At 69.1% G+C, this 25,716-nt stretch carries 24 protein-coding genes and 1 riboswitch; of the genes, 10 read left to right on the top strand and 14 right to left on the bottom strand.

Translation table 11 applies throughout. The features are described 5' to 3' along the window. Window positions 1–15: 15 nt before the first annotated feature. The 4 genes from Y710_RS04070 to Y710_RS04055 all read right to left on the bottom strand — a co-directional run bounded on the left by Y710_RS04070 (window position 16) and on the right by Y710_RS04055 (window position 2,846). The gene (locus Y710_RS04070; RefSeq protein WP_062366461.1) at window positions 16–1,146 is read right to left on the bottom strand and encodes a glutamate--cysteine ligase; all 1,131 of its coding nucleotides are present in this window, start codon (window positions 1,144–1,146) and stop codon (window positions 16–18) included. 25 nt (window positions 1,147–1,171) lie between these two features. Continuing rightward, the gene (locus tag Y710_RS04065; protein WP_006897998.1) at window positions 1,172–1,774 is read right to left on the bottom strand and encodes a superoxide dismutase family protein; all 603 of its coding nucleotides are present in this window, start codon (window positions 1,772–1,774) and stop codon (window positions 1,172–1,174) included. A 136-nt stretch (window positions 1,775–1,910) separates the two neighbouring features. Continuing rightward, entirely contained in the window at window positions 1,911–2,432 is a 522-nt protein-coding gene (locus Y710_RS04060) for a LytR C-terminal domain-containing protein (RefSeq protein ID WP_006897997.1), read from the bottom strand. Window positions 2,433–2,489: 57 nt separating this feature from the next. After that, on the bottom strand, window positions 2,490–2,846 hold the full coding sequence (locus Y710_RS04055; RefSeq protein WP_006897996.1) for a DUF3263 domain-containing protein: 357 nt from the start codon (window positions 2,844–2,846) through the stop codon (window positions 2,490–2,492). A gap of 168 nt (window positions 2,847–3,014) precedes the next feature. Between Y710_RS04055 and Y710_RS04050 the strand changes: the two genes are divergently transcribed. The 5 genes from Y710_RS04050 to Y710_RS04030 are packed head-to-tail and all read left to right on the top strand — an operon-like array spanning window position 3,015 to window position 6,144. Further along, window positions 3,015–3,605: a peptide deformylase gene (locus Y710_RS04050; RefSeq protein ID WP_045539684.1), complete on the top strand. Its 591-nt coding sequence runs from the start codon at window positions 3,015–3,017 to the stop codon at window positions 3,603–3,605. A 34-nt stretch (window positions 3,606–3,639) separates the two neighbouring features. Further along, on the top strand, window positions 3,640–4,332 hold the full coding sequence (locus Y710_RS04045) for a GNAT family N-acetyltransferase, cg3035/Rv0428c family (protein WP_231875666.1): 693 nt from the start codon (window positions 3,640–3,642) through the stop codon (window positions 4,330–4,332). A 30-nt stretch (window positions 4,333–4,362) separates the two neighbouring features. Beyond that, window positions 4,363–4,875: a guanyl-specific ribonuclease gene (locus Y710_RS04040; RefSeq protein ID WP_062366459.1), complete on the top strand. Its 513-nt coding sequence runs from the start codon at window positions 4,363–4,365 to the stop codon at window positions 4,873–4,875. Beyond that, complete coding sequence (locus tag Y710_RS04035; protein ID WP_006897992.1) at window positions 4,872–5,357, top strand: barstar family protein; 486 nt, start codon at window positions 4,872–4,874, stop codon at window positions 5,355–5,357. Before Y710_RS04040 ends, Y710_RS04035 begins: the two co-directional genes overlap by 4 nt. A gap of 4 nt (window positions 5,358–5,361) precedes the next feature. Continuing rightward, window positions 5,362–6,144 carry an exodeoxyribonuclease III gene (locus Y710_RS04030; protein ID WP_006897991.1) on the top strand — a complete coding sequence of 261 codons (783 nt, stop codon included), beginning with the start codon at window positions 5,362–5,364 and terminating at the stop codon, window positions 6,142–6,144. Between the two features lie 28 nt (window positions 6,145–6,172). On the opposite strand, the gene Y710_RS04025 is transcribed toward Y710_RS04030, so the two are convergent. Continuing rightward, window positions 6,173–6,523: a GNAT family N-acetyltransferase gene (locus Y710_RS04025; RefSeq protein WP_006897990.1), complete on the bottom strand. Its 351-nt coding sequence runs from the start codon at window positions 6,521–6,523 to the stop codon at window positions 6,173–6,175. 126 nt (window positions 6,524–6,649) lie between these two features. After that, window positions 6,650–6,763: riboswitch (TPP riboswitch) on the top strand. Between Y710_RS04025 and thiC the strand changes: the two genes are divergently transcribed. Continuing rightward, window positions 6,755–8,446, top strand: coding sequence for a phosphomethylpyrimidine synthase ThiC (thiC, locus tag Y710_RS04020; protein ID WP_082084081.1), 1,692 nt, complete (start codon window positions 6,755–6,757; stop codon window positions 8,444–8,446). Its footprint overlaps the riboswitch before it by 9 nt. A gap of 47 nt (window positions 8,447–8,493) precedes the next feature. After that, window positions 8,494–9,306, top strand: a complete 813-nt coding sequence (gene thiD, locus Y710_RS04015) for a bifunctional hydroxymethylpyrimidine kinase/phosphomethylpyrimidine kinase (protein WP_062366550.1) — start codon at window positions 8,494–8,496, stop codon at window positions 9,304–9,306. 18 nt (window positions 9,307–9,324) lie between these two features. On the opposite strand, the gene Y710_RS04010 is transcribed toward thiD, so the two are convergent. Next, window positions 9,325–10,395, bottom strand: coding sequence for a helix-turn-helix domain-containing protein (locus Y710_RS04010; RefSeq protein ID WP_006897987.1), 1,071 nt, complete (start codon window positions 10,393–10,395; stop codon window positions 9,325–9,327). Between the two features lie 302 nt (window positions 10,396–10,697). Between Y710_RS04010 and Y710_RS04005 the strand changes: the two genes are divergently transcribed. Further along, on the top strand, window positions 10,698–11,189 hold the full coding sequence (locus tag Y710_RS04005; RefSeq protein WP_062366457.1) for a hypothetical protein: 492 nt from the start codon (window positions 10,698–10,700) through the stop codon (window positions 11,187–11,189). Here Y710_RS04005 and Y710_RS04000 read toward each other — a convergent pair. The 7 genes from Y710_RS04000 to fgd form a co-directional block, all read right to left on the bottom strand. Next, window positions 11,186–12,184, bottom strand: a complete 999-nt coding sequence (locus tag Y710_RS04000) for a helix-turn-helix domain-containing protein (RefSeq protein WP_062366455.1) — start codon at window positions 12,182–12,184, stop codon at window positions 11,186–11,188. The two genes, Y710_RS04005 and Y710_RS04000, sit on opposite strands and share 4 nt — an antisense overlap. After that, window positions 12,181–12,846, bottom strand: coding sequence for a hypothetical protein (locus tag Y710_RS03995; RefSeq protein ID WP_006897984.1), 666 nt, complete (start codon window positions 12,844–12,846; stop codon window positions 12,181–12,183). The genes Y710_RS04000 and Y710_RS03995 overlap by 4 nt, the downstream gene beginning before the upstream one ends. A 77-nt stretch (window positions 12,847–12,923) precedes the next feature. Then, the gene (locus Y710_RS03990; protein ID WP_006897983.1) at window positions 12,924–14,306 is read right to left on the bottom strand and encodes a glutamate decarboxylase; all 1,383 of its coding nucleotides are present in this window, start codon (window positions 14,304–14,306) and stop codon (window positions 12,924–12,926) included. Between the two features lie 48 nt (window positions 14,307–14,354). Continuing rightward, window positions 14,355–16,235, bottom strand: a complete 1,881-nt coding sequence (locus Y710_RS03985; protein ID WP_062366453.1) for a YhgE/Pip domain-containing protein — start codon at window positions 16,233–16,235, stop codon at window positions 14,355–14,357. A 1-nt stretch (window position 16,236) separates the two neighbouring features. Next, window positions 16,237–16,971 (bottom strand): ATP-binding cassette domain-containing protein, encoded by a 735-nt coding sequence (locus Y710_RS03980; protein WP_006897981.1) that lies wholly within the window; start codon window positions 16,969–16,971, stop codon window positions 16,237–16,239. 8 nt (window positions 16,972–16,979) lie between these two features. Further along, the gene (locus tag Y710_RS03975; protein WP_062366450.1) at window positions 16,980–18,257 is read right to left on the bottom strand and encodes a metal-dependent hydrolase family protein; all 1,278 of its coding nucleotides are present in this window, start codon (window positions 18,255–18,257) and stop codon (window positions 16,980–16,982) included. A gap of 216 nt (window positions 18,258–18,473) precedes the next feature. Then, window positions 18,474–19,487, bottom strand: coding sequence for a glucose-6-phosphate dehydrogenase (coenzyme-F420) (fgd, locus tag Y710_RS03970; protein ID WP_006897979.1), 1,014 nt, complete (start codon window positions 19,485–19,487; stop codon window positions 18,474–18,476). A gap of 234 nt (window positions 19,488–19,721) precedes the next feature. Here fgd and Y710_RS03965 point away from each other — a divergent pair, with 234 nt between their 5' ends. Together Y710_RS03965 and Y710_RS03960 are read left to right on the top strand one after the other, a co-directional pair. Next, the gene (locus tag Y710_RS03965) at window positions 19,722–23,600 is read left to right on the top strand and encodes a Pls/PosA family non-ribosomal peptide synthetase (RefSeq protein WP_062366448.1); all 3,879 of its coding nucleotides are present in this window, start codon (window positions 19,722–19,724) and stop codon (window positions 23,598–23,600) included. An 87-nt stretch (window positions 23,601–23,687) separates the two neighbouring features. Then, window positions 23,688–25,034, top strand: a complete 1,347-nt coding sequence (locus tag Y710_RS03960; RefSeq protein ID WP_156150506.1) for a M1 family metallopeptidase — start codon at window positions 23,688–23,690, stop codon at window positions 25,032–25,034. Window positions 25,035–25,107: 73 nt separating this feature from the next. Here the strand turns inward: Y710_RS03960 and rfbC are convergent, their stop codons facing one another. After that, entirely contained in the window at window positions 25,108–25,716 is a 609-nt protein-coding gene (gene rfbC, locus Y710_RS03955) for a dTDP-4-dehydrorhamnose 3,5-epimerase family protein (protein ID WP_045539642.1), read from the bottom strand.

Below are 25,716 nucleotides of genomic sequence, written 5' to 3'. Positions count from 1 at the left end.
TCGCGGACGCGTCCGCTAACCGAGTTCGGCGACCACCGAGTCGACCACCTTGCGCATGTCGCCGGTCTCGGAGAGGACCCGGCGCTGCCGCTGGTAGCTGGCGCCGCCGGCGATGATGTCGGCGATCGTACCCAATTCCTCGAGGCAGCCCAGCGACGCCGCCACCGGTTCCAGACGCACCAGCAGTTCGGCGAGGTCCTCGGTCACGAGGCGCTCCGAGCATTCGGCGTCTTGGATGATGATCGCATCGAGCCCGTAGCGGGCGGCGCGCCACTTGTTCTCCTGCACCAGCCACGGAGCCATCTGCGGCAGCGTCTGTCCCGCCGACAGGCGCCGGTCGAGGTCGACGATCAAGCAATGGGTCAGGGCGACGATCGCCGCGAGTTCACGCCGGTTCGACACTCCGTCGCAGACCCGCACCTCGATGGTTCCCAGATGGGGCGACGGCCGGATGTCCCAGCGGATCTCGTTGAGGTGGTCGATGATCCCGGTGGTCTTCTGGTCCTGCGCGAAGCCCTCGAACTCCGACCACGACTCGAATTGGAACGGCAGCCCCGCCGTCGGCAACTGCTGGAACATCATCGCGCGGTTGCTCGCATACCCCGTCGAGCGTCCGGCCCACATCGGCGACGACGCGGACAGCGCGAGCAGATGCGGATAGAACTTCAGCAGCGACGACAGGATCGGCAGCACCTTGTCGCGGCTGTCGATGCCCACGTGCACGTGCACGCCCCAGATCAGCATCTGCCTGCCCCACCACTGCGTCCGCTCGATCAACTCGGCGTACCGGTGGCCTTCGGTGAGTTGCTGCGCGGACCACTCCGCGAAGGGGTGGGTGCCCGCGCCGTACAGATCGATGCCGATCTCGTCGCACAGCCCGCGCACAACGTCGAGCGACCCGCCGAGATCGTCCATGGCCTCGCCGACGGTGGTGCAGATGCCGGTGACCAATTCCACCGTGTTGCGCAGCAGTTCGCGATGGATCTTGTCGCGTTGATCGCCGGCGCGCGCATCGACGAGCTCGAAGAGCCGGTCTGCGGCGTTCGACAAGTCGCGACTCGACTTGTCGACCAGGGCGAGTTCCCACTCGACCCCGAGCGTCGGCTTCGGCGACCCGTGGAACGGGATCGCCGCCGGAGTGGTCACCGCGGCTCCTTGCCTCGGGTCGGCGCTAGCTGGTCTGCGAGATCACGCCGCAGGCCAGGCGCGGTGCCTCGGAGCCGCCGTCGGCGAGATCGTGGAGGATGACGGCCTTGCCGCGGATGTCCTGGACGGTGAACGCGTCGGTGGTGGTGCTGGCGCTGGCGGTGCCGTCCTTGAGGACGTTCAGCGTGGCCAGATCGCCCGACTCCGGCTTGCCGGTGTGACCGTCGGCCTGGAAGTGACCGCCGGCGGTGGAGAACCCGGTCGCGGGCTCGCACTTGCCGACCGTGTGGATGTGGATGCCGTGCTCGCCCGGCTTCACACCGGCCACCCGCATCGACACCTTCACGGCCTCGCCCTCCTGCGAGAAGCTGACGAAGCCCACGCGGTTGCCGTCCTTGTTGACCAGGGTGGTCGACGCGGACTGCGCGCTCGCCGGGATGCCGTCGGCGTTCACGACGTCGCCGGGAGCCACCTGGTCGCCGGTGACGACCGCGGGGGTGGTGCCGGGCACGTCACTCGGCTGCTCGTTCGGGGTGCAGGCCGAGAGTGCCAGGGCCGCGCCGCCCGCGGCGGCCACGGCCGCCATGACCCGGACGGTCGAAGCGCGATTGGTGCTACGGACGGTCATGTGTGCTCCTTAGTCGTCGGCGCTGTGGTCGGCTGGGCGGATCTCCATCCGCTTCGCGTGCACGTTGGGGCTGTTGCCGTGTTCGCTGATGTTTACTGTTCGCCAATGATTATGACGGGTGCGTCCGGTCCGCGTGCTACCGGCTCACCACCACGACCGGCAGGCCCTCCGGGCAACGCGTGAAAGCCGTCGGCCGGGGGTTCAGGGCGGCACCGCCCGGAACGGCCGCGGCCACCTTCTTGGCGGCCTCCTCCTGCTCGGGGGAGTAGAAGATGGTGTTCTCGCTGACGCTGGACGTGCTCAGGTTCGCCGTCTCACCGACCTTGAATCCGGCGGCCGTGAGCTCCTTGCTGACCGAACCGGCCAGACCGGTCACGTTGCCGGCATTGAGGACGCACAGTTCGGGCACGCCTTCGGTGTCCGCGGCGGGCGCGGTGCTGCTGGACGGAGACTTGCTCGACGTCGCCTGCTCCTGCTGCTTCTCCGACTCGGCGGCGGCCTGTGCGCTCTGCCCGGCGGCCTTGAGGCCGGCGTCGGGATCTTCACCGCTGGTCGTCAACTGATGGATGCCGAGGCCGAGGCAGACGACCGCGATCGCCAACAGCAGCATGGCACCCGCACGCAGCGGAAGTCGGTTGTTCTCTCGCTCAGCATTCATCACGGCAACTCTAACCCACCGGCCACCCGCGCAGCCCGTGCGCAGGCCGTGCCCGCGTCAGGTGATCTCGAACCCGAGCCGTCGTGCCGCGCGGGCCTTCTGGCGCGAGGCGCGGAGCCGGCGCAGACGCTTCACCAGCATCGGATCGGCGGCGAGCGCCTCCGGGCGGTCCACCAGTGCCCCCAGCACCTGGTAGTAACGGGTCGCGGACAGGTTGAACAGTTCCTTGATCGCGTCTTCCTTGGATCCCGCGTACTTCCACCACTGCCGCTCGAAGTTCAGGATCTCCCGCTCACGCCGGGTCAGTCCGTCGGGACCCACCTCGTGGGGGTCGAGGTTCGCAGCCTGGTCGCGGGCTCCGTCGATCGCCGAGGGGTCGTCGCCCTGCGGGCTACTCGCCGTTGCGCCGTTCATCTCGCTCCTCAAACAGCTGGACCGTGCATTCACACCGGCTCGCACGCCGCCTCGGCGCACGAATGACATCAGTGTGGTTCCGTCGAACATCTAACCACGATCGCGGCCGCCGTCCGTGCCGACGCACCGCAGCGAAACCGGACCTCTCGCGCAGTAGACTGCTCTGTCATGGCAATTCTCCCGATCTGCATCATCGGCGAACCCGTGCTGCACCAGCCGACCACCCCGGTCGAGCTCGACGCCGACTCGAAGCCCTCGGCCGAGATCGTCGCTCTGCTCGACGACATGTACGAGACCATGGACGCCGCCAACGGCGTCGGACTCGCGGCGAATCAAGTGGGCCGGCCGCTCCGGATGTTCGTCTACGACTGCCCCGATGCCGGCGTGCGCCGGCGCGGCGAGGTGATCAATCCGATCCTGGAGACCTCCGAGATCCCCGAGACGATGCCCGATCCCGACGACAACGACGAAGGCTGTCTCTCGGTGCCCGGTGAGGGCTTTCCGACGGGGCGGGCCGACTGGGCCAAGGTGGTCGGCACCGATCGCAACGGCGACCGCGTCGAGATCGAGGGCACCGGATTCTTCGCCCGGATGCTGCAGCACGAGACCGGACACCTCGACGGATTCCTGTACGTCGACGTGCTGATCGGGCGCAACGCGCGGGCGGCCAAGAAGGCGATCAAGCGCAACGGCTGGGGCGTGCCCGGCCTCACCTGGCTGCCGGGCACCGTCACCGATCCGTTCGGCCACGACGACTGACCCGCCCGCCGTGCCGTCGCCGGACCCGTCGCCCGTGTCTCGCGGACCGCAGCCCGCGGTCGGCGATCGAGTGGTGGTCCGGTACCGGCTCGGCGCCGACGCGCCCGCCGATTGGCGGGCCTCACCCAATCCCCCGACCGATCGCTCCCCCAGCCTGTCGGACATCACCGGGCTGCTCCGGGAGCGGACCGGCGAGGCGGTCGTCGTCGAGCGCGACGGCGTCCGCCACCGCATCCGCACCGATGCGATCACGTCGGTGCGACTGCTCTCGCGACGGGTGGTGCGCAACTCCGAGATCCGCGGCGTGGAGCGAGCACTGATGCGCGCCGCACCGGCCGCCGAGCGAACCGAGACCGACGGGTGGCTCGTCAACGGCGCCGGCGACTCTCTGCGGTCGGGAGCCGCGGCACCGGTCGACTTCGGCTCCACCGCGGCCGGTCTGCCCGCGGCGCTGCGCTGGCTCGACGGCCGGGGGCTGCCGCGCCGCGTGATCGTCGCCGACCGGCTGATGCGCGTCGCCTCGCTGGGTGCGGCGATCGCGAGTTCGGCCGATTACGAGGTGCTGGTCGGCCCCGAGCCGACGGCCCCCACCCCGCCCGGCGACTGGGCGCCGATCGCCGACGGGGTGGTCGCGGTGACGGTGGCGGCGTCCGACGACTCGGCCCGCGCGGCGTGGCGAGCACTGGACTTCGAACTGCACCACACGTGTCGCCTGCTGGCTCTGTAGCGGCGGCGCGATGAATTACGGTGGACGGCGATGTCGAACTCCACCGACCCCGACCTGACCAGGCGACGAATCATCGCTTCGGCGCTCGCCGTCATCGCGCTGCTCGCCATCGCGGCGTTCACGTGGTGGATCGACGGCCGCGACAGCCCCGACGACGCGTCGTCCGCACCGACGTCCACGGCCGCCGGCCCGCTCCTCGGCACGTCCACGGCTGCGCCCGGCCCGGCGACGGTCGAGGCGAGGGGCGGCGACGCTCCCACCCGGGTCACCAAGACGCTGAACGAGATCGATTCGGGCCGGTGGCCGGAGGCGGCGAACGCCCCGGGCACCCACGGCGGCGACACCTTCCGGAACAACGAGCGCAAGCTGCCGGTCAAGTCCGCAGACGGGCGGCGCATCGTCTACAAGGAATGGGACGTCAACCCCAAGAAGCCGGGACGCGGACGTGACGCCGAACGCATCGTGACCGGCAGCGACGGGTCCGCCTGGTACACCCTCGACCACTATCGGACCTTCGTCCAGATCCGGGGGCCGTCGGCGTGACCACCGCTTCCCTGACCGAATTCCTCGCCGGCGAGGGCCCGGCGACAGCGCTCGCGGTCGGCGACGTCACCACGTACCGCACCGGCGCAGCGGTCCGGCGGTTGCCGGGCGACCGGATGCGCACGCTGGACGGACTGTACGATCTCTTCGCCGCCGCATGGGACTTCCCCGGCCACTTCGGGCACAACAAAGACGCGTTCGACGACTGCATGGGCGACCTCCCCACCGGTCTGCGGACCCCCACCGGCGCGCGGGCGACGGCATTGCTGACCGTCGTCTCCGATGCCGGCCGACTCCTGGCCGACGCTCCGGAAGGCGACTTCGAGTGGTTCGCCACCTCCCCCGCGCACTGGCGGGAGCGGCTGCGCCGATCGGGCCGCCGCTTCGGACTCGTCCTGCTCACGTCCGCCGACGACGCGGCCGCCGTCGCAGGCCGGTGGGAGGGCGCCGGTGCGCCCCTGATGCGGTTGCGGCAGGATTGACGCCATGCGCCTGGCGACGTGGAACGTGAACTCGATCCGCGCCCGATCCGAGCAGGTCGTGGCATGGATGAATCGGCATGCGATCGATGTGCTCGCGATGCAGGAGACCAAGTGCACCGACGATCAGTTCCCGGTGATGAGTTTTCTGGCCCACGGCTACGACGTCGCGTTCCACGGGTCGAGCGGATACAACGGCGTCGCGATCGCGTCCCGGATCGGGGTGCACGACATCCACATCGGATTCGACGGGCAGCCGCTCTACGCCGGTGAACGGGAGGCGCGAGCCATCTCGGCGACCTGCGGAGGCGTGCGCGTCTGGAGCCTGTACGCCCCCAACGGGCGCGAGCCGGGACACGATCACGTCCAGTACAAACTCGACTGGCTCAGCGCCCTCGCCGATGTCACATCGCTGGAACTGTCGCACGATCCCGCCGCCCAGGTCGCTCTCGCCGGAGACTGGAATGTGGCGCCGACCGACGAGGACGTGTGGGACCCCGAGTACTTCGCGTCCCGCACGCACACCTCCGACGAGGAGCGCGCCGCCTTCCGCCGCTTCGTCGAAGGCGGATTCGTCGACAGCGCGGCCCCCTTCACCCCCGGTCCGGGGACCTACACCTTCTGGGACTACCAGGCCGGGCGCTTCGCCCGCAACGAGGGCATGCGCATCGACTTCGCGCTCTGCTCCCCCGCCTTGGACGACCGTATCCACGACGCCTTCATCGACCGCGACGCCCGCGCCGCGGAGGGCGCCAGCGATCACGCCCCCCTCGTGTTCGACCTGAGCTGATCCCGGCAGGTGCGCCGGTCGGTCCGCCTCAGGCGGAGGCCATCGCCACCATGCCGGGATGGGCGTCGAGGAAGTGCTTGGTGAAGGTGCACAGCGGCCGCACCTTGAGCTGGTTGTCGCGCATGTACTGCATGGCGCCGCCGGTGAGCCGAGTGGCCAGCCCGTGGCCGCTGTACTCGTCGTAGAGGACCGTGTGGAGGATCGTCACCACCTCGCCGTCGGGACCGTCGTCGATGCGATAGCCGAGCACGCCGACCAGGTCGCCGCCCACCCGCAACTCGAAGCGCTCCCGCTCCGGATTGTGGGAGACCTCGGAGATCTGGTGCAGCAGCGAGCGCGCCGACTGCGGCGGATGCGAGTGACGGACTTTGCGATGCATTCGTTGACCTCCTGTGACCAGCGTCACAAGATTACGTTCGTTCGACGGGGAGACGCAAGTCACATCTGTCACATCTGCATCACGATGCGACGCGACCGGACGACGTGAGTATGGTGGGCACCGCACAACTTCACACGCGGGGGCTCCCACGGAACCGGGGGCTGAGATGGCGACAGGCGGTCGTCGACCGCCTGAACCTGTCCGGATAATGCCGGCGTAGGGAGGATCATCATGGGCACATCCATGCCTGGAACCACACGTGACGACGCCACCGCCGAGGTGACCTGCGGCCCCATCGAGGGCAGCAGCAAGGTCTACCTCGACGTCGACGGCATGGCCGTTCCCCAGCGTCGAGTGCATCTGACGAACGGCGAGCACCTCGACCTCTACGACACCTCCGGTCCGTACACCGACTCGTCGGCGACCATCGACCTCGAGAAGGGGCTGGCGAAGACGCGCGACTCCTGGGAACGGCCGGCACCGGTGCCCGTGGGCGGACACGACGCGGCCACCCAGCTGGCCTGGGCACGCGCCGGGATCGTGACGCCGGAGATGAGATACATCGCCGCGCGCGAGGGCGTCGACGCCGAGCTGGTCCGCAGCGAAGTGGCCGCCGGACGCGCGGTGATTCCGGTCAATCACCGCCACCCCGAGTCGGAGCCGATGATCATCGGCAAGGCCTTCGCGGTGAAGGTGAACGCGAACATCGGCAACTCTGCCGTCACCTCGTCCATCGCCGAAGAGGTGGAGAAGATGGTCTGGGCCACCCGGTGGGGCGCCGACACCATCATGGATCTCTCGACCGGCAAGGACATCCACCTCACTCGCGAATGGATCCTGCGCAACTCCCCCGTCCCGGTCGGAACCGTGCCGATCTACCAGGCGCTCGAGAAGGTGAACGGCGATCCCACGCGCCTGACCTGGGAGATCTACCGCGACACCGTCATCGAACAGGCCGAACAGGGCGTCGACTACATGACCGTGCACGCCGGCGTGCTCCTGCGTTACGTCCCGCTGACCGCCAAGCGGGTGACCGGCATCGTCTCGCGCGGCGGCTCCATCATGGCCGCATGGTGTCTGGCCCACCACACCGAGTCGTTCCTGTACACGCACTTCGACGAGCTGTGCGAGATCTTCGCGCGGTACGACATCACCTTCTCGCTCGGCGACGGCCTGCGCCCCGGGTCCATCGCCGATGCGAACGACGAGGCGCAGTTCGCCGAACTGCGGACCCTGGGCGAGCTGACGAAGATCGCCAAGAGCCACGGCGTACAGGTGATGATCGAGGGCCCCGGGCACGTCCCGATGCACAAGATCGCCGAGAACGTCCGGCTCGAGGAAGAGCTGTGTGAGGAGGCCCCGTTCTACACGCTCGGCCCGCTCGCCACCGACATCGCGCCGGCCTACGACCACATCACCTCCGCGATCGGCGCCGCGATGATCGCGCAGGCCGGCACGGCGATGCTCTGCTACGTGACGCCGAAGGAGCACCTGGGGCTGCCGAACCGGGACGACGTGAAGGTCGGCGTCATCACCTACAAGATCGCGGCACACTCGGCCGACCTCGCCAAGGGTCATCCGCGCGCCCAGGAACGCGACGACGCCCTCAGCAAGGCGCGCTTCGAGTTCCGCTGGACCGATCAGTTCAACCTCGCGCTCGATCCCGACACGGCACGCGAGTACCACGATGAGACGATGCCCGCCGAGCCGGCGAAGACCGCGCACTTCTGCTCCATGTGCGGCCCCAAGTTCTGCTCCATGCGGATCTCGGCCGACGTCCGCACCTATGCACAGGAGAACGGGCTCGTCACGCAGGAGGACATCGACGCGCGGCTGGCACAGGACATGGCGGCCAAATCGGCCGAGTTCGCGGCGGCGGGAAACCAGGTGTACCTGCCGATCTCCGAGGCCGCCGCGCCGTGACCCTGCGGCTTCCGCAGGCCGGCCCCGGCGTCACCCCGGTCCGGGTGATGACCGTGGCCGGCTCCGATTCCGGCGGCGGCGCGGGCATTCAGGCCGATATGCGCACCTTCGCGATGCTCGGCCTGCACGCCTGCGTCGCGGTCACCGCGGTGACCGTGCAGAACTCCACCGGGGTCACCGGAATCCAGGAGATCGATCCGGCGGTGGTCGCGGCGCAGATGCACTCGGTGGTTCCCGACATCGGCGTCTGTGCGGTCAAGACGGGGATGCTGGCCTCCGATCCGATCATCACGGCGATCGCCGAGGCCGCGACGCAGCTCGGCATCGGCGGTGACACGGGAGTGCCGCTGGTGGTCGATCCCGTCTGCGCGTCGATGCACGGCGATCCCCTGCTGGCGTCCGACGCCCTCGGTGCGCTCACCGAGCGGTTGATGCCGCTCGCCACGGTCGTCACGCCGAACCTGGACGAGGTGCGCCTACTGACCGGGATCGACGTCGTGGACGGTGCGAGCCAACGGGCGGCCGCCGCGGCACTGCGCGAGACGGGCGCCCGGTGGGCCCTGGTGAAGGGCGGCCACCTGCGGGGCAGCGAACACAGCCCCGACATCCTGTACGACGGCCGAGAGTTCCTGGAGTTCCCGGGCAGACGCATCGACACCCCGCACGACCACGGTGCGGGCGACACCCTGGCCGCGGCGATCACCGGCGCGCTGGGCCACGGCTACCGCGTGCCCGACGCCGTGGCCTTCGCGAAGCGGTGGGTCACCCGCGGCCTGGCCGCCGCCTATCCGCTCGGCGCCGGCCACGGCCCGGTGAACCCGCTGTGGCGGCTCGATCCGGCGGCCGACTCCCCGCCGTGACCGGTGCCGGCCCCGCCGCTATCCGCGCACGCGGTGGCGATACTCCACCGGTCCGACGCCGTAGCGCTGCTTGAACCGGTTCCGGAAGGTCGCGACCGTCGGGAAGCCCGATGAGAGCGCGATGGTGCTGATCGAGGCGCCCGCGTTCTGCATGAGCATCTCGTGGGCGGTCTGCAGCCGGCGATCGGCGATCCGGCTCGCGAGCGAGGTGTCGCAGTTCTCGAAGTAGCGGTACAGCTGGCGGCGCGAGAGGTGCAGCCGCTCGGCGATCGCGTCCGGGGAGAAGCTGGGATCGCGGTGGTGGCGGTCGATGAGGTCGCGAGCGGCCTCCTGGACGAACAGGGCGTTGTCCTCGGTGCCGGTCGGAGAACCGTCGAGTTCCGACAGCGCGGCGACGATCAGATCGACGGCGGCCTGCTCCGAGACGGTGCCCGTCGCCTGCCCCGCATTGAGCGCCGAGGTCTCGGCGGCGAATCGGCGGACGAAGACCGCGGCCGCGCGGGCCAGCGGGGTGTTGGCCGCGATGGGACGCTGCAGCCGCTCGGCGATGTGGCGGTGCTTGCCGAGCCGATTGAACGGGATGAGCAGTCCGGACGGGTCGGCCACGGCGTTGGTCACCAGGCTGTACGGGGTCGCGTTGCTGACGAACACCAGGTCGCCGGGGCCGTAGACGAACTCCCGGCCGTTCTGCCGGATGAGTGACTGTCCGCGCATACCGCTGACACTGACCACCAGAGAGTCCGACGGCTCGTTCCGCACCCGCTCCGCCGTGCGCTCCATCGTCATCGCGGGCTGCAGTGCGCAGTAGGTCACGATCGACGACAGACTCTGTGCGAAGCGCATCGCATGAAAGGTCTCCGGTTCCGCGATGCGGACGTCGACCGTCGGGCTGTAGGCGGTGGTGCCGGAATGGCCGGTGAACCGGTCCGGACGCGGGCGCGTCGGGACACTGCCGACGCCGAGCCGCGCTTCCCATTCGGCGACGGTGCGCGGAGTGAGCCGGGTCGCCAGTCCGGGACGTGCCGCCTGAGGGAACGAAGCGCGCGTATTGGACAGACTTGTCTTGGGCAGGGTTGCACTATGGGGCATGAGGAGACCTTCTACGCATGGGGGACATGGCGAGATGGGCCTGGCTTTGGGAGGGAGCCTTGCTTTCTCATCTGACATACTTGCACACCCAATTATCAGTGTCGAGCGAATCACCAAAAGCGCCAAGGTGATATTCGGGTCACATCGGGCGGGTCCGATCGGCAAACTTGCGTCGCAACTGTCACTACCTGGGGGTAACTGCTAGCAGGCCGGTATCGCGGCATACCCGGCGCGGTACTGTTCTGGGAGACCGCGGCGCGACGACCCGCCGCGGCCCGCATCGTCTCGTCCTAGGAGCGCCCGTGACCCAGCCGCCGAACGACGGCCCCACGACACCCCCGTCGAGCGAGCCGCAGTACCCGGCGTCTGCGGGACAGACCGCCTACAGCAACCAGCCAGCGGGGTACGGCCCGCCGACCGGCCCTCCGGAACCCGTGACGGCCGCCGCCGCGGAGACCGCGGCCGTCCGGCGTTGGCGGATCATCACCGCGGTCGCCTGCCTCGCCGCCGCTCTCGTCATCGTCAGCTTCTTCCTCGTCGGCCAGAGCCGATCGTCCGACAGCCAGGCTCCGGTCACCGAGACCGTCGTCGACACCACCACGGTGATCTCGACGACCACCGGCAGCGCCGCCACGCGCACCGCGACCGACACCGTGACCGAGACCGCGACCGAGACGGCGACGTCGAACGCCACGGCCACGCGCACCGTGACCGACACGGTCACCAGGACGCGGACCGAGACCGACACCAAGACGGTGACCGACACCGTCGCCCCGCCTGCGAAGTCGGGTTAGCCCACCGGACGCGAGGTCTCCGCGGACGCGGGCGCCCCTCCCGCCCTCGACTGCGCCAGCCGATCACGGAACTCATTGGGGCCCAGACCGTAGGCGCGGCGGAACCGGAAGCGGAAGGCGCCCAGCGACGCGAACCCGCACGCTCGGGCCACCGAGGCGATCGACGCCGCCGGGTTCGATATCAGCAGCGCCCGCGCGGCCTGCAGTCGTCGGTCGGCGATCATCTCGGCGACGCTCCGGTCGCAGTCCTCGAAGTGACGGTAGAACTGGCGCCGGGACAGGTGAAGGCGCCCGGCCAGCACCGCCGGTGACAGCGACGGATCGCGGAAGTGCCGCTCGATGAGTTCGTGAGTCTGCTCCCGGACGTAGGCGGTGGTGCCGGACACGTCACCGGACCGGCAGCCCGTCTCGGCGACCACCGCGGAGAGCATGTCGATCATCGCGATCTCGGCGGCCAGGGTCGGCGTCCGCACATCGCGCGCGAGGACCGATGAGACGAACCCGCGGACACTCCGCGCCGCGACCGCCGCCAACAGGGTGTCGGGAATGAGTACACCGGCCGTGGCGAGCGTCCTCGCCCCGACTCCCAGTTCGTCGGCCGGGATCCGCAGCGCGGCCACGTCCGCCAGGTCACCGGACGACGGCGGTTCCGGCGAGCCGCCGGTCACGACCACGACGTGGTCGCCGGACGATCCCGCGGCGTCGGGCATCGCGATCAACAGGAAGTCGCCGTCCGGTGGGGGTTCGGAAACCTCCGCGTGCCACGTCAGCGGTGTGCGCAGCGCCCGTGTGGCCGTCACCACCGACAGCCTGCGCTGGTGGATCGCTGCGCCGAAAGTCTCCGGGTCAGCGCTCGCGAGCCGGTCGACGCCCACCATGTCCCGGTAGGCCGCCAGTCCCTGCCGCCCGCCGAGAACGAGCGGCGGATCGTCGTCGCACACGCCGACCGACCGGCTCCAGTCCCTGATCTCGTCCGGGGCGGGCCGGGCAGTCATCGTGCCGCCGATGCCCGTGGGAGGACGACGGCCGAGGCCAGGAAGAAGCAGATCGCGCCGACGAAGGTGCCCACGTTGGCGGCCACGGCATCGACGGTGATGCCGCCGACCGTGATGTAGGAGGCGACGGCGGAGACGCCGAATGCCACGCACCCGATGAAGTTGATCTGGCCCGACCACCAGTTCCGGTCACCGGGCGCCCACATCCGTCCCGTGGCGTGGGAGAAGGCGACGAGGACGAAGAACCCGCTCACCAGGAACGCCACCGAGCCGGCCGCGTCCGGAGTCCAGACGAGATGCTTCTCGCCGCGGATGGTGTGCGTCATGAGCGCCCCGCCGGTGCTGACGTTGAACAGCAGTGTGCCGAAGAACTGCGTCGCCGCCGCGAACCACTCGGCGCGAACCATCACCCCCGGCGCATACGAGACGGGGACGGTGGGACTGCCGCTGAGCACCAGTTGGATGAACGCCGCACCGGTGAAGAACCAGGAGCCGGCGAAATAGCAGATGTTCACGACGGACGCGCCGGCCCAGTTCCCGAAACCGGGAGCCGAGCCGATCGCGAACAGCGCAGAGCCGATCATGAAGCCGATGCACTGATGAACCACCGAGGGTGTCAGGATCCGGCTCGTCAGCGCCGTGGTGGCGTTGCGATTGGTCATGGACGGTACGTGTCTCCTGAGCGACTCCCCGCCGCTCGCCTCCCACATTGAGGAGACGAGCAGCGGACCACGGACGTCTAGTGGTGGAAGTGCGAGTTGTTGCCCTCACGCGGCATCGGCGCGTCGAGCTTCTCGAGGAAGTCGACCTCCGCGCGCAGATCGTCGAGCAACTTGTCGGCGAGATCGTGACTGAGCCCGGCCCGCACCACGATCCGTTGCACCGTCATGTCGGCGAGATCGTCGGCCAGCGGGTAGGCGGGCACCTGCCAGCCCTTCATCCGAAGCCGGTCCTGAAGGTCGTACAGGTTCCAGTTCGGGTTCGCGTCCTTCGTGAGCCGCCACGCGAACACCGGGATGGTGTCGCCCTTGCTGATCAACTCGAACGGGCCCATCTCCGCGATCGCCGACGACAGGTACTGCGCCACGTCGAGCGAACCCTGCTGGACGGCGGCATAGCCCGCCCGCCCCAGCCGCAGGAACTGGTAGTACTGCAGCAGCACCTGGGCGCCCGGCCGCGAGAAGTTCAGCGCGAGCGTCGGCATGTCTCCCCCCAGGTAACTGCAGTGGAAGATCATGCTCTCCGGGAGCGCCTCGGCGTCGCGCCAGACGATCCAGCCCACGCCCGGATACACCAGACCGAACTTGTGGCCGGAGGTGCTGACCGATGCGACACGGTCGACGCGGAAGTCCCACTCCAGATCCGGCTGGCAGAACGGCGCGATCATCGCACCCGAGGCACCGTCGACGTGGATGTGCACGTCGAGGCCGGTGTCCTTCTGGATCTGGTCGAGCTTGGCGGAGATCTCCTTCACCGGCTCGTACGCGCCCGTGTACGTCTGGCCCATGATCGCCACCACGCCGATCGTGTTCTCGTCGACGTACTTCTCGAGTTCATAGCCGTCGAGGAACAGATGCTCCTCGGTGATCGGCACCCAGCGAGGCTCCACCTCGAAGTAATTGCAGAACTTCTCCCAGCACACCTGCACCGCTGTCGACATCACCAGGTTCGGCTTCTCGATCGACTCACCCGCGGCCTTGCGCTTGGCCTGCCACCGGCGTTTGAGCGCCAGGCCGCCGAGCATGCAGGCCTCCGACGACCCGATGGTCGAGGTGCCGATCGCCTGGTCGACGTCGGGGTTGTGCCAGAGGTTGCCGAGGATCCGCCAGCAGCGGTCCTCGATCGCCGCCGTCGCCGGGTACTCGTCCTTGTCGATCATGTTCTTGTCGACCGTCTGCATGTACAGGAGTTGCGCCTCCTTGTCCATGTAGGTCGAGACGAAGGTCGCCAGGTTGAGCCGGGCGTTTCCGTCGAGCATCGCCTCGTCGTGCACGATCTGATACGCCGTCTCCGGCAGCATCATCTCGTCGGGCATCTCGAACCGAGGCAGTTCGGTCGCCTCTCCCCCGCGGGTGAACACGGGACTGACGATCATCGAGTCGGTCGAACGCGAGTTGGGCATCTCTTCTCCTTCAACAGCGGTGGGTACAGCGCGGGAACTCGGCGCCGGTCAGACCTCGACTGGCGGATACAAGCGGTCCATCGTGTATTGGCGGTTGCGGTGTGCCGCCCATGTGGACCCTGCCATGAACAGCGCGGTCAGGCCCGCCACCACGGCGATCGCGATCCACAGTCGATGGTCGATTCCGCCGAGCGTCAGCTGGCGCAGACCGTTGACCGTGTAGGTCATCGGGTCCACCCAGTGGATGTACTGGAACGGGAGGGTCGTCGTCGGCACCGGATAGATGCCGCCCGCGGACGTCAGCTGGATCATCAGGAACGCGAGCGTGACCACCCGCCCGACGGCCGGCCCGAACAGCGCGTTGAACATCTGGATCATCGCCAGGAACATCGCGACGATCAGCAGCATGAAGCCGAATGTGGCCACCGGATACGCCGGGCGCATCCCGATCGCGAAGACGACCACCGCGTACAGGATCGCCGCCTGGAGGAAACCGACGGCGAAGGTCGGCGCATAGGATGCGAGCACCACCCGCAGCGAGTCGAGTCCCTGCGCCACCGGCCGAGCTTGGATCGGGGTGAACAGCATCCAGGCGATGATGCAGCCGACGAACAGCGCGAGCGAGAAGAAGAACGGTGCGAAACCGGTACCGAAGGTCGCGGCCTCGTGCTCGGTGTTCTCGGTGAGCTTGACCGGCTGCCCGAGGGTGTCGGCCAGTTCCTTCTTCTGCGCGGCGGACCAGTGCGGTATCGCTTCGACGCCCTGGTTCAGGCCCGACGCCAGTTCCTTGGAGCCGGAGGACAGTTCGACGAGACCGGCGGTGAGCTGGTCGGCGCCGGAACTGAGTTCGGCCGATCCGGCGCGGACCTTCACGAGATCGTCGTGCATGACGCCCGGCTCGAGAAGAGTCATCGCCATGCGCACCGGACTCGACGGATCGGCGAGCTCGCGGCTGACCGCGGCGGTGTCGGTGCTCAACTGCGCCAGCTCAGCCGAGCTCGGCAGATCGGGTCGCTGCGGAGTCGCCAGCTGGCGGCGCACGCCCTCGAGCGCCTGACCTGCAGCGCGGACCGCGGGGTCGGGATGTCCCTTCAGTTGCGCGGTGACGCGGGCGAGAGCCTGCGAGGCGTCGCTCTCCGCGGTGGCCGCGCCGCCGCTGATCGTGCTCAGTCCGGCCGCCGTCCGACTCATCCGGTCGGCCGCCGCGCTCAACTCGGCCGCGCTCATTCCGCGGCCCGGCGATTCCGAGAGCGCCATCAGCGGATCGGTCGCCTCGACGATCGCGTCGTTGAGTTCGTTCAACGCCGACGACAGCTTCGCCGAGCCGTCGTGCGCGGTGACCAGTCCGGCGCTCAGCTCGTTGGCCCCGTCGGCCGCCTGGGTCAGTTTCCCGACCATCGACCCCGCGTCGTTCAGAACGATCTCGAAGGTCTGGGAACCGACCTGCGCCGACACTTTGTTGACCACCTGCTGCGCGGCGTCCTGGCCCATGATGGTCGCGAGGTAGTTGTTCGCGTCGTTGTAGGTGAAGATCAGCTCGGCCGAGCCGGGCTCGCTCGACGTCGGCGAGGCCACCTTGGCGCTGAAGTCCTCGGGCAGGGTGATCGAGAAGTAGTACTTGCCGTCGGCGACACCCTGGGCGCCCTCATCCTCGGACACCACGTGCAGGTCGAGCTGCTTCGAGTCGATGAGCCCCTGCACCACTTGGTCGCCGGCGTCGAGCTTGTTCCCCATCACTTCGGCGCCCTTGTCCAGGTTCACCAGAGCCACCGGGATCTTGTCGACGGCGTTGAACGGGTTCCAGAACGCCCACAGGTAGAGCGCACCGTAGAGCAGCGGCATCAGGATGATGACGGCCAGCGCGAGCCGTGGCATCCGCCCGCGGTAGTAACGCTTGAAATCGCTTCCCGGCGAAAAGGCGGCGAGCATGTCAGATGTTCCGATCTGCCGGCTCGAGCCGGACGAATTCGCGGTCCGTCAGATTGTCGACTCGCTCCACTCGGACGAGTCCCCGGTGCGCCGGCGCGCCGTTCACGTCGGCCGTCACCACCGTCTGTTCGCGCCCGAGCGCGACGAGCCGGTCGAGCAACAGGTTCGAGTTCTCCACCCGCGTCAGGTTGTCGACCCCGCCCACCACGAGCAGCTCCGACCTCCCGATGTTCGCGACCGCGATCCGGAAGAGCGCCGCGGTCAGCTCGGGCAGTTCCTCGACGTACGACATCAGCGGCGGCAGTTGCAGATCGTCCCCGAACACCGGACGGCAGATCCGTTCCAGGTCGTCTTCACGCGCCTGTTTCACCCAGCGGTACCAGGGCGCGTGCCAGCGCAGCTGTTCGGTGAGCACGTCCCGGACGCGAATCGTCTGCTCGATGCCGTCGACCTCGTCGATGAACGCCATCGCGGAGTGATTGAACAGATGGTGGGCGTCGTCGGTGCGGCCGAAGGCCGTCAGCGTTCCCTTCGTCGGGCGCATCCGCCCGCACAGCGTCAGCAGCAACGCCGTCCGGCCGCGGCCGCCCGACCCCTGCAGAACGGTGACGCCGCCGCGTGGCACCGTCACTTCGACGGGACCGTAGATGTGTCCCCACGACGCGTCGACCCCCAGGTCGATGCCGTGCAGCAGCGGATCGGTGTCGAACGCCGCGGTCTCGTACTGGATCGTCACGTCCGTCCTCACACCGCGTTCTTGACGACGACGCCGTCTTTGACGATCAGGACGAACTTCTCGTCGGGCTGTGCGATCACCGAGAGGTCGGCGATCGGATCGCCGTCGATCAACAGCAGGTCGGCCCACGCGCCCTCGGCGATCACGCCGAGCCGGGCCGACGCGTACGGATTGCGCGGACCGGCCATCTCGAACAGGGCGGCGTTGCCGGAGGTGAGCATCTTCAGCGCCTCGACATTCGAGTAGTAGTCGCCCAGCCGCGCGGCCATCACGCTCTGCCGGGGCGCCGCTTCGGGCTCCAGCAGCAGATCGGTGCCGAAGACCACCTGCACACCGTGCTTGCGCGCCCAGCCGTACACCGCTTCGGTGCCCGCGCAGATCTGTGTGTTCTTCGCTGCTCTCGCGGGGTCCGGATAGTGGTGATCGGCCTCGGCGAAGGGCTGCATCGACAGCCACAAACCCTTTTCCCCGATGAGCGCGACGGTCGCCTCATCCGCCAGGTGACCGTGCTCGATGGACCGCACACCGGCCTCGATCGCCCGGCGCACTCCGTCGACGGTGTAGACGTGGGTCGCCACATAGGTGCCGTAATCGGCGGCCGCGGCGACGGCGGCGCGGATCTCGTCCGGCGTGAACTGCAGGGTGTACAGCGGGTCGTACATCGACGCGGCGCCACCTCCGACGGTGAGCTTGATCTGGCTCGCGCCTTTGCGGAGTTGCTCGCGCACCGCGGCCAGCACCCGGTCGACGCCGTCGGCCACCCGCGTGAAGCCGATCTCATCGGTCCGCGAGGGGCCGCCCCCGAACTCCTGCGGAGTCTGATAGACGAACGCGAAGTCGGCGTGACCGGAGGTCTGCGAGATCATCGCCTGGCTGGGGAAGATCCGCGGGCCCTCGAAGTCGCCGCGGTCGATGGAGGTCTTGATCGGCGCCACGTCGCCGCCCATGTCGCGGACGGTGGTGAACCCTCGGTGCAGCATGCGCCTCGCCTCGGCGAGGGTGTTCGTGTACAGGCTGCCGGTGGGCCCGGCCACGAAGTCCAGGTAGCCGTTCGCATTGCCCATCAGATGCACGTGCGCGTCGGACAGACCGGGCATCAGGAACTTGCCGCCCGCGTCGATCACCGTGGCGTCGGCCGACTGCGCATCGATCGGATCGGTGGACACCGCGGCGATCGTGCGTCCGTCGATCAGGACGTCGACTCCGTCCGCGGCTCGGTCGGCGAGACCGTCGAACACCCGTGCATTCTTGATAAGAGTTCTACGAGAATCCTTCGCATTGCCCATATTTCGGAACGCTATCCGAGAGCCTTGCCCCGCGGGAGGCAATGCACTTTCTCAAATCGGGCCTCCAACGAGAACCGTCGGCCCCGGAAAAATCCTCCTACCTGCAAACATTCATCGTCGCCACAGGTCCGACCAAGCGGGAGTATCGGACCAGTGGCACGAAACGGGACACAGACGGCACGGTTCGGCGTCTGTGCCCCGGAACGCCTCGGCCGGTCAGGCCAGCGCGCGCAGCTTCGGCACCACGTCGGCGGTGAACGACTCGAGGAACCGGCGCTGGTCGTGCCCGGGGTTGTGGAAGACCAGATGGTTGAGCCCGGCGTCGAGATAGGGCTTGATCTGCGCGATCGCGTCGTCCGGATCCGACGCGACGATCCACCGCTTGGCGACCTGTTCGATCGGGAGTTCGCCGGCGAGCCGCTCCATCTCCACCGAGCTGTTCACGCTGTGCTTCTGCTCCGGGGTCAGTGACAGCGGCGCCCAGAAGCGGGTGTTCTCGAGGGCCGTCTCCGGGTCGCGGTCGTAGGAGATCTTGATCTCGATCATCCGGTCGATGTCGGTGAACTCCCGCTCGGCCTTGGCGGCGCCCTCCTTCACCGCCGGGATGAGCTTCTCGGTGTACAGCTCCATACCCTTGCCGGAGGTGCAGATGAAACCGTCGCCGGCCCGTCCGGCGTACCGGGCCACCACCGGACCGCCCGCCGCGATGTACACCGGCACCGGCTCGGCGGGGATGTCGTACATGTAGGCGCCCTGGGTGCGGTAGTAATCGCCGTCGAAGTCGACCTTCTCGCCGGTCCACAGCTCGCGCATCAGGCGGACCGACTCCCTCAGGCGCGCGAAGCGCTCCTTGAACTCCGGCCAGTCGCCCTGGAACCCGGTGGCGTACTCGTTCAGCGCCTCACCGGTGCCGACGCCGAGCATCACCCGGCCGGGGTACAGGCACGCCATCGTCGCGAACGCCTGGGCGATCACAGCGGGGTTGTAGCGGAAGGTCGGGGTGAGCACCGAGGTGCCCATCTGCAGTCGCTGCGTCCGTTCGCCGACCGCGGCCATCCACGCGAGGGAGAACGGGGCGTGTCCGCCGTTGTGCCGCCACGGCTGGAAGTGGTCGCTGACCGTCACCGAGTCCAGACCGAACTCCTCCGCCATCACGCCGACCTCGACCAGTTCGCGCGGGTCGAACTGCTCCGCCGACGCCTTCAGTCCGAGTTTGAGCGGTGCCGCCATGTTTCATCTCCTGAGCGCTGGTGATACAAGCATCGATACGTGCCGGTGATCGAGCGTCGCCGGCCCGACGTGATCCAGCTTACGGTCCGCTCCGGTGAGCTCGTCGAGCAGGCGAAACCGGCTCGGACCCGCAGTGTGCCGCCCAGCGCGATTGTTCGCCCTGTTGCACAATTACCTCGACGTGCCGTGGTGGCCCGTTGCTCGTTCGCGTCGCCTCCCGGAGGTCCATCACCCGTGCCGATCCCGCCCGAGTACCTGCTCTCGTCCCAGGCACCGGCTCCGCGCACCCTGTGCGAGATCCTCGCCGCCACCGCCGAGCGGTACCCGGACGCGCCGGCCGTCGACGACGGCGACCGCATGGTCTCGTACTCCGAACTCGCCGTCCTGGTGCGTCGAGTGGCCCGCAGGCTCGCGTCGATCGGCATCGGACGCGGGCACCGGGTGGGTATCCGGATGCCCTCGGGCGATCGCCATCTGTACATCGCGATTCTCGCGACCCTGTACGCGGGCGCGGCCTACGTGCCGGTGGACGCCGACGACCCCGACGAACGCGCGCGACTGGTCTTCGGCGAGGCCGACGTCGACGCGATCATCGACGCCGACGGCGTCCATCGGCGCACCGACCGCGAGACCCGCACCGATCACGACCCCGCACTCCTGTCGTCCCCGGCGACCACCGCCGACGACGCGTGGATCATCTTCACCTCCGGCTCCACCGGGAAGCCGAAGGGCGTGGCGGTGACCCACCGCAACGCCGCCGCGTTCGTCGACGCGGAGGCCCAGCTGTTCCTGCAGGACGAACCGCTCGGACCCGGCGACCGCGTGCTCGCCGGCCTCTCGGTCGCCTTCGACGCGTCCTGCGAGGAGATGTGGCTGGCGTGGCGCAACGGCGCCTGCCTCGTACCCGCGCCGCGGGCGCTCGTCCGTTCCGGAATGGACCTCGGTCCGTGGCTGGTGAAGCGCGACATCAACGTCGTCTCGACCGTCCCCACCCTGGCGGCGATGTGGCCGGCCGAGGCCCTCGAAGCCGTCCGTCTGCTGATCTTCGGGGGTGAGGCGTGCCCTCCCGAACTGGCCGACCGTCTCGCGACGGACGACCGGGAACTGTGGAACACCTACGGGCCCACCGAGGCCACCGTGGTGGCCTGCGCCGCGCAGATGCACCGGGGACGGCCGGTGCGGATCGGTCTGCCGCTGCGCGGCTGGGACCTCGCGGTGGTGGGAGCCGACCAACAGCCGGTGGAGCCGGGGCAGACTGGCGAACTCGTGATCGGCGGCGTGGGGCTGGCCCGCTACCTCGACCCGGTCAAGGACGCGGAGAAGTATTCGCCGATGCCCTCGCTCGGCTGGGATCGCGCCTATCGCAGCGGCGACCTGGTGCGGATGTGCGACGACGGTCTCGACTTCGTCGGCCGGGCGGACGATCAGGTCAAGATCGGCGGTCGGCGCATCGAACTCGGCGAAGTCGACAACGCGCTCCAGAATCTCCCCGGGGTCAGCGGTGCGGCGGCCGCCGTCCGCAAGACAGCCACCGGGAACGCCCTGCTGGTGGGCTATCTCGCGTCGGCCGACCCGAGTTTCGACGTCGCGGCCGCGCAAGCGCTGCTGCGCGAGGACCTGCCCGCCGCGCTGGTGCCCCGGCTGTTCCTCATGGACGAGCTGCCCACCCGCACCTCGGGCAAGGTCGACCGCGACGCGCTGCCCTGGCCGGTGCCGGGCACGGACTCCTCGGACGGCGGCGGCGATCTCACACCCACCGAGGCGTGGCTCGCCGAACAGTGGACGGCGGTGCTGGGCGTCGGTGTCGACTCGGCCGAAGCCGACTTCTTCGCCGAGGGCGGCGGATCGCTCTCCGCGGCTCAACTGGTGACGGCACTGCGCGCCCGTTACCCCGAGATCACCGTCGCCGACCTCTACGACCACCCCCGGCTCGGCTCGCTGGCCGAGCTCCTCGACTCCCTGGCACCCGGGGCCACCGTCGCACCGCGGTCGGTGACGCCGGTGCCGCGGTCCACCGGATTCGCGCAGGCGGCCGCATCCATCCCACTCGCCACGCTCACCGGCATCCAGTGGATCACCTGGCTGGGCGTCGCGAACAACGTCGGTCGCGCCGCCGCCGACGCCCTCGGCTACTCCGCGCCGTGGCTGGCGTCGGTGAACTGGTGGCTGCTGATCGTCGCGTTCCTGGTGTTCGTGACTCCCTTCGGCCGGTTGGTGATCGCCGCCGCCGGAGCTCGCGCCCTGCTCGCGGGGGTCGGTCCCGGCACGTATCCGCGCGGCGGATCCGTCCACGTGCGCCTGTGGGCCGCCGAACGCTTGATGCAGGCCAGCGGTGCCCACAATCTCTCGGGAGCCCCGTGGCTCCCGACGCTGGCCCGGGCGCTCGGTGCGAGCATCGGCCGCGGCGTCGACCTGCACTCGCTGCCGCCGGTCACCGGGCTGCTGGAGATCGGCGACGGCGCCGCCGTGGAGCCGGAGGTCGACCTCGCGGGCTGGTGGATCGACGGAGACGAGCTCGTGATCGGCGAGATCGCGATCAAGCCCGGCGCCACCGTGGGATCGCGCTCGACGCTGTTCCCGGGCGCCACCGTGGGACGCGACGCGATCGTCGACCCGGGATCGGCGGTGCGCGGGAAGGTGAAGTCGCGACAGCGATGGGCGGGCTCGCCGGCCGCCAAAGTCGGCAAAGCGAAAGCCGACTGGCCCGAGCACCGGCCCCCGCGGCGTCGCCGGTGGGTGCCGGTATATGCGTGCAGCGCCTTCCTCATCTCCGGGATACCGCTGGTGTCGCTGGCCGTCGGGCTCACCGTGATCGGCTCCTGGGCGCTGCCCGCGGACTCGATGGGCGCCGCCGCGGCACGCGGCCTGGCGATGGCGCCGGTCGCCGCCGTGGCCGCGATGGCCGCGTTCGCGCTGCTCATCCTGGTGGCGGTGCGGCTGCTGTCGATCGGAATGCGCGCCGGGGTGTACCCCGTCCGGTCGCGCATCGGGTGGCAGGTGTGGGCCACCGAACGGCTCATGGACTCGGCGCGAACCTACCTGTTCCCGCTGTACGCGAGCCTGCTCACCCCCTGGTGGTTCCGCGCCCTGGGCGCCCGGATCGGCCGGGGGACGGAGATCTCCACCGCGCTGGTGATCCCGAAGTTCACCAGTGTCGGCGACGACTCGTTCCTCGCCGACGACACGCTGATGGCGTCGTACGAACTCGGGGGCGGCTGGATGCGCGTCGGCGAGGCCAAGGTCGGCAAGCGAGCCTTCCTCGGCAACTCCGGCATGGTGGCGCCCTCGCGCAAGCTGCCGAAGAATTCGCTGGTGGCGGTGCTGTCGTCCGCGCCGACGAAGTCCAAGAGCGGGTCGAGTTGGCTCGGCAGCCCGCCGGTGCGGTTGCGGCGGACGGCGTCGGAGTCCGACACGTCACGGACCTTCGCCCCGCCCACCCGGCTCCGCGTGGCGCGCGGGGTGGTCGAGACTCTGCGGATCATCGCGGTGATGGTCTCGTTCGGTATCGGGGTCGGGGTGCTGTTCGCGCTGCAGTCGCTGGCCGTGACGACGAACGTGCTGGTGGCCGCCGCATGCAGCGGGCTGATCCTGCTGGCGGCGGGAGCGGTCGCGGGCGTGATCGCGGCGATCGCCAAATGGACGGTCGTGGGGCGCATTCGCGCATCGGAGCATCCGCTGTGGAGTTCGTTCGTCTGGCGCAACGAACTCTCCGACGCCTTCGTCGAGACGGTCGCCGCCCCCTGGTTCGCCAACGCCGCGGCCGGCACCCCGGTGCTCAACCTGTGGCTGCGGGCGCTGGGCGCGCGCATCGGCCGCGGCGTGTGGTGCGAGTCGTACTGGCTGCCCGAAGCCGACCTGGTGACGCTCAGCGACGGCGCGACAGTCCAGCGCGGCTGCGTGGTGCAGACGCATCTGTTCCACGACCGCGTGATGGCGATCGACTCGGTGACCCTCGCGGCGGGTGCCACACTCGGCCCGCACTGCGTGGCGCTGCCGGCCTCCGGCATCGAGACGTCGGCGACGGTCGGGCCCGCGTCGCTCGTGATGCGCGGCGACGTGGTTCCGGCGCACACGCGCTGGCAGGGCAATCCGATCACGCCGTGGCCGCGCTGACCGTCGTCACGCGGCGTCGCAGGTTCAGCGGTAGGCTCGAACTGCCGCGCCAATCGACCAACGGGAAGGCTGTCTGTGCCAGGCAAGATCGAGAAGTCCGCGTGGCACACCCCCAAACTCAGTGCGGCTTCCCATGAATTGGATCCGTACCTTCCCCGCAACGGCAACCTCGGGTACCGCGTCTCCCGCTACGATCTGCACCTCGAGTACCGGGTCAGCAGCAACAGGCTGTCCGGGACCGCGGTCATCACCGCGTCGTCGTACCAGCAACTGAGCCGGTTCAGCCTCGACCTCGCGACGGGCATGCGCGTGGACCGCGTGACGGTCAACGACCGGCGCGCACGCTTCTCCCACCGGCTCGGCAAGCTGTCGATCACGCCGCCGGCGCCGGTGCCGCCGGGCGGTGCGCTGACGGTGGAGGTGCGCTACCGCGGCAGTCCCCGGCCGATACGGGGTCCCTTCGGCGACGTCGGATGGGAGGAACTCGACAACGGCTCGCTGTGCGCCAATCAGCCGAACGGCGCGCCGTCGTGGTTCCCCTGCGACGACCATCCCGAGGCCAAGGCGCCGTTCCGCATCGAGATCACCACCGACAGCCCGTACTTTGCGCTCGCGAACGGCCGGCTCGCGTCCAAACGCCGCCGCGCCGCGCAGACCACCTGGGTGTACGAACAGGTGGAGCCGATGGCGACCTACCTGGCCGCTATTCAGATCGGACAGTACGAACACCGGACGATGGCGGAGGAACCGGTGCCGGTGCATGCGCTGGTCCCGCCCGCGCTCCGCGCTCGGTTCGACGTGAGCTTCGCCAGGCAGCCGCAGATGATGCGCGCCTTCATCGAGATGTTCGGCCCGTATCCGTTCCGCGAATACACTGCCGTCGTGACCGAGGACGACCTCGACATCCCCCTCGAATCTCAGGGCCTCTCCACCTTCGGCGCCAACCACTGCGACGGCACTCGGGAACACGAGCGCCTCGTCGCGCACGAGCTCGCGCATCAGTGGTTCGGCAACTCGGTGACGGTCGCGCGCTGGCGCGACATCTGGCTGCACGAGGGCTTCGCCTGCTACGCCGAGTGGCTGTGGAGCCAGCACTCCGGCGGCAGGTCGACCGACGAGTGGGCGCGGCACTACTACGCCAAGCTCGCCGCCGCGCCGGTCCGCGTCCCGCTCGCCGACCCCGGCGCCGAGGAGATGTTCGAGGACTGGGTCTACAAGCGCGGCGCGATGACCTTGCACGCGCTGCGTCTGCGGATCGGCGACGGCGAGTTCTTCGCTCTCCTCCGCCGGTGGACGGAGAAGTACGCCTACGGCTGCGTGACCACCGAGGACTTCATCGCGCTCGCCTCCACTTTCTCCACATCGTCGCTGAACGACATCTGGCAGGACTGGCTCTTCACCCCCGCGCTCCCGCCATTCCCGTCCCTGGGCTGACCTCCGCCGAAAATTTTGGCTCCCGGAACGGTCTCTCAGACCCTTCCGGGAGCCAAAATTTCCTGACTCGAGCTCAGTCCGTCAGGAACTCGCGCACGTCATCGAGACTCGGCAGCAATCCCGACTCCCGAGCCTGCGACAGGCCCGGCGCGGCGGAGTCCTTCTTCGACAGCACGTACTCCAGCGGAGAGCCGTCGCGCGCGATCTTCGGCCATTCGATGCCGAGTTCGGGGTCCATCGGGTCGATGCCGTGCTCGCTGCCCGGCCGATATCCGGTGGAGCACAGATACGTGACGACCGATCCGTCCTGCAGGGAGCAGAAGGCGTGGCCCAATCCCTCCGACAGGTAGACGGCGCGGCGGTCGTTGTCGTCGAGCAGCACCGTGTCCCAGCGGCCGAAGGTCGGCGAGCCGACGCGGATGTCGACGACCACGTCGAGCACCGCCCCCGCAGAGCAGGTCACGTACTTGGCCTGACTCGGCGGCACATCGGAGAAGTGGATGCCCCGGACCACGCCCGCCGCCGACACCGAGGTGTTGACCTGGGCGAGCTGGAACGGTCGGCCGATGGTCTCGGCGACCACGTCGGCTTTGAAGGCTTCCAGGAACACTCCGCGATCGTCGCCGTGAAGCACGGGGGTGAAGGCCCACGCGCCGTCGATGCTCAGCGGTCGTACATCCAC

The sequence above is a fragment of the Gordonia sp. QH-12 genome, assembly GCF_001578675.1.
Taxonomy (GTDB): Bacteria; Actinomycetota; Actinomycetes; order Mycobacteriales; family Mycobacteriaceae; genus Gordonia; species Gordonia sihwensis.
This window is presented reverse-complemented; position numbering and strand designations above follow the sequence as displayed.

Excerpts from the sequence above, each read along its gene's own strand:
- Y710_RS03995 (WP_006897984.1), bottom strand. The coding sequence starts at position 12,846 with ATGACCAATCGCAACGCCACCACGGCGCTGACGAGCCGGATCCTGACA.
- Y710_RS03990 (WP_006897983.1), bottom strand. The coding sequence starts at position 14,306 with ATGCCCAACTCGCGTTCGACCGACTCGATGATCGTCAGTCCCGTGTTC.
- Y710_RS04000 (WP_062366455.1), bottom strand. The coding sequence starts at position 12,184 with ATGACTGCCCGGCCCGCCCCGGACGAGATCAGGGACTGGAGCCGGTCG.
- Y710_RS03975 (WP_062366450.1), bottom strand. The coding sequence starts at position 18,257 with ATGGGCAATGCGAAGGATTCTCGTAGAACTCTTATCAAGAATGCACGG.
- thiD (WP_062366550.1), top strand. The coding sequence starts at position 8,494 with ATGACCGTGGCCGGCTCCGATTCCGGCGGCGGCGCGGGCATTCAGGCC.
- Y710_RS04025 (WP_006897990.1), bottom strand. The coding sequence starts at position 6,523 with ATGCATCGCAAAGTCCGTCACTCGCATCCGCCGCAGTCGGCGCGCTCG.
- Y710_RS04010 (WP_006897987.1), bottom strand. The coding sequence starts at position 10,395 with ATGCCCCATAGTGCAACCCTGCCCAAGACAAGTCTGTCCAATACGCGC.
- thiC (WP_082084081.1), top strand. The coding sequence starts at position 6,755 with ATGGGCACATCCATGCCTGGAACCACACGTGACGACGCCACCGCCGAG.
- Y710_RS04040 (WP_062366459.1), top strand. The coding sequence starts at position 4,363 with ATGTCGAACTCCACCGACCCCGACCTGACCAGGCGACGAATCATCGCT.
- fgd (WP_006897979.1), bottom strand. The coding sequence starts at position 19,487 with ATGGCGGCACCGCTCAAACTCGGACTGAAGGCGTCGGCGGAGCAGTTC.
- Y710_RS04055 (WP_006897996.1), bottom strand. The coding sequence starts at position 2,846 with ATGAACGGCGCAACGGCGAGTAGCCCGCAGGGCGACGACCCCTCGGCG.
- Y710_RS04030 (WP_006897991.1), top strand. The coding sequence starts at position 5,362 with ATGCGCCTGGCGACGTGGAACGTGAACTCGATCCGCGCCCGATCCGAG.
- Y710_RS04050 (WP_045539684.1), top strand. The coding sequence starts at position 3,015 with ATGGCAATTCTCCCGATCTGCATCATCGGCGAACCCGTGCTGCACCAG.
- Y710_RS04060 (WP_006897997.1), bottom strand. The coding sequence starts at position 2,432 with ATGAATGCTGAGCGAGAGAACAACCGACTTCCGCTGCGTGCGGGTGCC.
- Y710_RS04065 (WP_006897998.1), bottom strand. The coding sequence starts at position 1,774 with ATGACCGTCCGTAGCACCAATCGCGCTTCGACCGTCCGGGTCATGGCG.
- Y710_RS03985 (WP_062366453.1), bottom strand. The coding sequence starts at position 16,235 with ATGCTCGCCGCCTTTTCGCCGGGAAGCGATTTCAAGCGTTACTACCGC.